The following is a 6,613-nucleotide window of genomic DNA, read 5'->3' as shown; positions in this document are numbered from 1 at the left end:
CAGCAGCTGCTGCCGCTGCCCGACGGCACCCTGGACGACGGCGCGCTCGCTGCGGCCCGCCGGTGCCCGCTGCCGGGCCCGCCGGACGGCGCCGGCCGTGTCCTTTTCCGCCGGTGAGGGCGCTGCGGTGGGAATCACATCTCGGTCCGGGGTCTTGCCGCTGCCCGGGTCGGGGTGAGAGAGTGCCCGGCGCGTCACACCACGGTCGTCACTCCCGGTGAACCGTGTTTCCCGGCGGTTTCACCGATGTCACCGGCGGGCATATGCTCCGAGCCCCCCAGCGAGCGGGTTCGGGCACCGTGGCCCGCCCGGCTCCGGCCTCCCCGTGGGCCGCGCCCGTGCGCGCACCGTCCGCATGATGGATACAGGTGTCCACAAACCGGCAATGCCGCCATCATGTAACCTTCACGAAATTTCGCCAGGGCCAACGTCGTCCCTCGGTACCACAGCTGCCACTGATGACGACGGGAGAGCCGATGCGTTCTGGGTCCACGGCTGCCTATCCGGCCAAGCAGGGGATGTACGACCCAGCGGAGGAGCACGACGCGTGCGGCGTCGGCTTCGTCGCCACTCTCACCGGTGAGGCCAGCCACGACCTGGTGGACCGGGCCCTGACGGTGCTGCGCAACCTCGAGCACCGGGGCGCCACCGGCAGCGACCCCGACACCGGTGACGGCGCGGGCATCCTCATCCAGGTCCCCGACGCCTTCCTTCGGGAGAACGTCGACTTCACGCTGCCGGAGGCCGGCCACTACGCCGTCGGCACCGCGTTCCTGCCGCCCGGCGGCGAGAGCGACGGCGCCGCCGCCGACGCGGCCGCCGCCCGCATCGAGGCCATCGCCGCCGAGGAGGGCCTCACCGTCCTCGGCTGGCGCGACGTCCCGGTCACCCCGGGGCTGCTGGGCGCCGCCGCGCGCGACACCATGCCCGTCTTCCGCCAGCTGTTCGTCACGGACGGCCGGCAGAGCGGTCTGGAGCTGGACCGACCCGCGTTCGTGCTGCGCAAGCGCGCCGAGCGCGAGGCCGACGTGTACTTCCCGTCGCTGTCCTCCCGGACGCTGGTCTACAAGGGCATGCTCACCACCGGGCAGCTGGAGCCGTTCTTCCCGGACCTCTCCGACCGCCGTCTTCGCTCCGCCGTGGCGCTGGTGCACTCCCGCTTCTCCACCAACACCTTCCCCAGCTGGCCGCTGGCGCACCCCTACCGGTTCATCGCGCACAACGGTGAGATCAACACCGTCCGCGGCAACCGGAACTGGATGCGCGCCCGGGAGTCGCAGCTGTACAGCGACCTGTTCGCCGCGGCGGGCAGCGACGGCGGCGACGCCACCGACCCGCAGGCGGCGCTGGAGCGGGTCTTCCCGATCTGCACCCCCGACGCCAGCGACTCCGCCACCTTCGACGAGGTGCTGGAGCTGCTGCACCTCGGCGGCCGGTCGCTGCCGCACTCCGTGCTGATGATGGTGCCGGAGGCGTGGGAGAACAGCGACACCATGGACCCCGCGCGCCGGGCGTTCTACCAGTACCACTCCACCCTGATGGAGCCCTGGGACGGACCGGCCTGCGTCACCTTCACCGACGGCGTCCAGGTGGGCGCGGTGCTGGACCGCAACGGTCTGCGCCCCGGGCGCTACTGGGTCACGGACGACGGTTTCGTCGTGCTCTCCTCCGAGGTCGGCGTCCTGGACATCGACCCCGCGCGGGTTGTCCGCAAGGGCCGGCTCCAGCCGGGCCGCATGTTCCTGGTGGACACCGCCGCCGGGCGCATCATCGAGGACGACGAGATCAAGGCAGGGCTCGCCGCCGAGCAGCCCTACCAGGAGTGGCTGGACGCCGGACTCATCCAGCTGGCCGATCTGCCGCAGCGCGAGCACATCGTGCACACCCACGCCTCGGTCACCCGCCGGCAGCAGACCTTCGGCTACACCGAGGAGGAGCTGCGGGTGCTGCTCGCGCCGATGGCGCGCAGCGCCGCCGAGCCGATCGGCTCCATGGGCACCGACACGCCGATCGCCGCGCTCTCCGACCGGCCCCGGCTGATCTTCGACTACTTCACGCAGCTTTTCGCGCAGGTCACCAACCCGCCGCTGGACGCGATCCGCGAGGAGCTGGTCACCTCGCTGCGCTCCTCGCTCGGCCCGCAGGGCAACCTGCTGGAGCCGACGCCGGCCTCCTGCCGCTCGGTCACCCTGCCGTTCCCGGTGATCGACAACGACGAGCTGGCCAACCTGATCCACGCCAACGCCGACGGCAACATGCCGGAGTTCTCCTCGGCGATCCTCTCCGGCCTGTACCGGGTGAGCGGCGGTGGCGACGCGCTGGCCGACCGCATCGCGGAGATCTGCTCCGAGGTGGACGCTGCCATCGCCGACGGCGCCCGGATCGTGGTCCTCTCCGACCGGCACTCGGACGCCGAGCACGCGCCGATCCCGTCGCTGCTGCTCACCTCCGCCGTGCACCACCACCTGATCCGCACCAAGCAGCGCACCCAGATGGGGCTGCTGGTCGAGGCCGGCGACGTCCGCGAGGTGCACCACGTCGCGCTGCTCATCGGCTACGGCGCGGCGGCGGTCAACCCCTACCTGGCCATGGAGTCGGTGGAGGACCTCGCCCGCCGGGGCACGTTCTTCGAGAACACCCCCGACCTCACCACCGAGCAGGCGATCCGCAACCTCATCAAGGCGCTGGGCAAGGGCGTGCTGAAGGTGATGTCCAAGATGGGCATCTCCACCGTCGCCTCCTACCGTGGCGCCCAGGTCTTCGAGGCCATCGGCCTCGACGAGGAGTTCGTCGCCACCTACTTCCAGGGCACCGCCACCAAGATCGGCGGCATCGGCCTGGACGTGGTGGCGCGCGAGGTCGCCGAGCGCCACACCAAGGCCTACCCGCGCTCCGGCGTCACCTCCGCCCACCGGCGGCTGGAGATCGGCGGCGAGTACCAGTGGCGTCGCGAGGGCGAGCCGCACCTCTTCGACCCCGACACCGTCTTCCGGCTCCAGCACTCCACCCGCGAGCGCCGCTACGACATCTTCAAGAAGTACACCGAGCGGGTGAACGAGCAGTCCGAGCGGCTGATGACGCTGCGCGGCCTCTTCGGCCTCAAGCACGATCGCCCCGCGGTCCCGCTGGAGGAGGTCGAGCCCGTCTCCGAGATCGTGCGGCGGTTCTCCACCGGCGCGATGTCCTACGGCTCGATCTCGCAGGAGGCCCACGAGACGCTGGCCATCGCCATGAACCGGCTGGGCGGCAAGTCCAACACCGGTGAGGGCGGCGAGGACCCGGAGCGCCTGTACGACCCCGAGCGCCGCTCCGCGATCAAGCAGGTCGCCTCGGGCCGCTTCGGCGTGACCTCCGAGTACCTGGTCAACGCGGACGACATCCAGATCAAGATGGCGCAGGGCGCGAAGCCCGGCGAGGGCGGCCAGCTGCCCGGCCACAAGGTCTACCCGTGGGTCGCCCGGACCCGGCACTCCACGCCCGGCGTCGGCCTGATCTCCCCGCCGCCGCACCACGACATCTACTCGATCGAGGATCTCGCCCAGCTGATCCACGACCTGAAGAACGCCAACCCGGTCGCCCGCATCCACGTGAAGCTGGTCTCCGAGGTCGGTGTCGGCACGGTCGCGGCGGGTGTCTCCAAGGCCCACGCCGACGTGGTGCTCATCTCCGGCCACGACGGCGGCACCGGCGCCTCGCCGCTGACCTCGCTCAAGCACGCCGGCGGCCCCTGGGAGCTCGGCCTGGCCGAGACGCAGCAGACGCTGCTCCTCAACGGGTTGCGCGACCGGATCGTGGTGCAGACCGACGGCCAGCTGAAGACCGGCCGCGACGTGCTGATCGCGGCGCTCCTCGGCGCCGAGGAGTACTGCTTCGCCACCGCGCCGCTGGTCGTCTCCGGCTGCGTCATGATGCGCGTCTGCCACCTCGACACCTGTCCGGTCGGCATCGCCACCCAGAACCCGGTCCTGCGCGAGCGGTACGCCGGCAAGGCCGAGCACGTCGTCAACTTCTTCGAGTTCATCGCGGAGGAGGTCCGGGAGCTCCTCGCCGAGCTGGGCTTCCGCACGCTGGACGAGGCGATCGGTCACGCCGAGCTGCTGGACACCGGCCGCGCGGTGGACCACTGGAAGGCGCGCGGGCTGGACCTCGCCCCGCTGCTGCACGTGCCCGAGCTGCCCGAAGGGGCCGTGCGCCACCAGGTGATCGAGCAGGACCACGGCCTGGCCAAGGCGCTCGACAACGAGCTGATCCGGCTCTCCGCCGACGCGCTGGAGGCCGACCGCGCCGAGGACGCCCAGCCGGTCCGCGCGCAGCTGGCGATCCGCAACATCAACCGGACGGCCGGCACGATGCTCGGCCACGAGGTCACCAAGAAGTTCGGTGGCGCCGGGCTCCCCGACGACACCATCGACCTCACCTTCACCGGCTCCGCCGGGCAGTCGTTCGGCGCGTTCCTGCCGAGCGGTGTGACCATGCGGCTGGAGGGCGACGCCAACGACTACGTCGGCAAGGGCCTCTCCGGCGGCCGCATCGTGGTCCGGCCCGACCGCGGCGCGGACCACCTCGCGGAGTACTCCACCATCGCCGGCAACACCCTCGCCTACGGCGCGACCGGGGGAGAGCTGTTCCTGCGGGGTCAGGTGGGCGAGCGGTTCTGCGTCCGCAACTCCGGCGCCCTGGTGGTCGCCGAGGGCGTGGGCGACCACGGCTGCGAGTACATGACCGGCGGCACCGCCGTGGTGCTCGGCACCACCGGCCGCAACTTCGGCGCCGGCATGTCCGGCGGCACCGCGTTCCTGATCGACCTCGACCGCGCCCACGTCAACGTGGGCAACCGGGACGCCGTGGTGGAGCTGGACGACTCCGACGCCGCGTGGCTGCACGACGTGGTGCGCCGCCACCAGCAGGAGACCGGGTCCACCGTCGCGGAGAAGCTGCTGGCCGACTGGGAGACCACGGTCACCCGCTTCTCCAAGATCGTCCCGCTCACCTACAAGGCAGTGCTCGCCGCCAAGGACGCCGCCGAGCAGGCCGGGCTCTCCGAGTCCGCGACCCACGAGAAGATGATGGAGGCGGCGACCCATGGCTGACCCGAAGGGCTTTCTCACCACCGGACGTGAGGTCGCGGAGACCCGCCCGGTCCCCGAGCGGGTCCGGGACTGGAACGAGGTCTACGTCCCCGGCTCGCTGCTGCCGATCATCACCAAGCAGGCCGGGCGCTGCATGGACTGCGGCATCCCGTTCTGCCACAACGGCTGCCCGCTCGGGAACCTGATCCCCGAGTGGAACGACTACGCCTACCGCGGCGACTGGAACGCGGCCAGCGAGCGGCTGCACGCGACCAACAACTTCCCGGAGTTCACCGGGCGGCTGTGTCCCGCGCCCTGCGAGTCGGCGTGCGTCCTCGGCATCAACCAGCCCGCGGTGACCATCAAGAACGTCGAGGTCACCATCATCGACAAGGCGTGGGAGGCCGGCGCCGTCACCGCGCAGCCCCCCGGCCGCCTGTCGGGCAAGACGGTCGCCGTGATCGGCTCCGGGCCGGCCGGTCTGGCCGCCGCCCAGCAGCTGACGCGGGCCGGCCACACCGTCGCCGTCTTCGAGCGGGCCGACCGGCTCGGCGGGCTGCTGCGGTACGGCATCCCCGAGTTCAAGATGGAGAAGCGGCACATCAACCGCCGCATCGAGCAGATGCGGGCCGAGGGGACCAAGTTCCGCACCGGCGTGGAGATCGGCCGCGACATCACCGCCACCGACCTGCGCCGTCGCTACGACGCGGTGGTCATCGCCGCCGGCGCCACCATCGCCCGCGACCTCCCGGTCCCCGGGCGGGAGCTGAACGGCATCCACCAGGCGATGGAGTACCTGCCGCTCGCCAACAAGGTGCAGGAGGGCGACTTCATCGCACCGCCCATCTCCGCCGAGGGCAAGCACGTCGTCGTCATCGGCGGCGGCGACACCGGTGCCGACTGCGTCGGCACCGCCCACCGCCAGGGCGCCGCCTCGGTCACCCAGCTGGAGATCATGCCGCGGCCGGGTGAGGATCGCGCCCCGCACCAGCCGTGGCCGACCTTCCCGATGCTCTACAAGGTGACCAGCGCCCACGAGGAGGGCGGGGAGCGGGTCTACGCCGTCTCCACCACCCACTTCGAGGGTGACGAGGACGGCAACGTCCAGGCGCTGCACCTGATCGAGGTCGAGTTCGTCGACGGCGCGCTGCACCAGAAGGAGGGCACCGAGCGGCGCATCCCCGCACAGCTCGTCACCCTCGCCATGGGTTTCACCGGGACCGACACCGAGAACGGCCTGGTCTCCCAGCTCGGCCTGGAGCTCGACGAGCGCGGCAACATCGTCCGTGACGCCGAGTACGCCACCTCCACGCGCGGCGTCTACGCCGCGGGGGACGCCGGGCGCGGCCAGTCGCTCATCGTCTGGGCCATCGCCGAGGGGCGCGCCGCGGCCCGGGGCGTCGACCGGTTCCTCACCGGCGGCAGCGAACTGCCCTACCCGGTGCGGCCCACCGACCGCGCGCTGACCGTCTGACGGCGCGCCGGCCCCGGCCGGTGCGGCGGGACCCGGGGGGCGCCCCGGTCCCGCCCCGCACCCGGGCCGG

The 6,613-nt window shown here is 71.8% G+C and carries 2 protein-coding genes; both read left to right on the top strand.

The window, feature by feature from the left end; translation table 11 throughout:
• Nucleotides 1–476 precede the first annotated feature (476 nt).
• On the top strand, nt 477–5,090 hold the full coding sequence (gene gltB, locus HCN52_RS20350; protein ID WP_168089905.1) for a glutamate synthase large subunit: 4,614 nt from the start codon (nt 477–479) through the stop codon (nt 5,088–5,090).
• Nucleotides 5,083–6,543 (top strand): glutamate synthase subunit beta, encoded by a 1,461-nt coding sequence (locus HCN52_RS20345; protein ID WP_168089904.1) that lies wholly within the window; start codon nt 5,083–5,085, stop codon nt 6,541–6,543. The genes gltB and HCN52_RS20345 overlap by 8 nt, the downstream gene beginning before the upstream one ends.
• The last annotated feature ends 70 nt before the right edge of the window (nt 6,544–6,613 follow it).

The sequence above is a fragment of the Streptomyces bohaiensis genome, from assembly GCF_012033785.1.
GTDB lineage: Bacteria > Actinomycetota > Actinomycetes > Streptomycetales > Streptomycetaceae > Streptomyces > Streptomyces bohaiensis.
The sequence above is the reverse complement of the archived record's forward strand: the minus strand, read 5'-3'. Positions and strand labels throughout refer to the sequence as shown.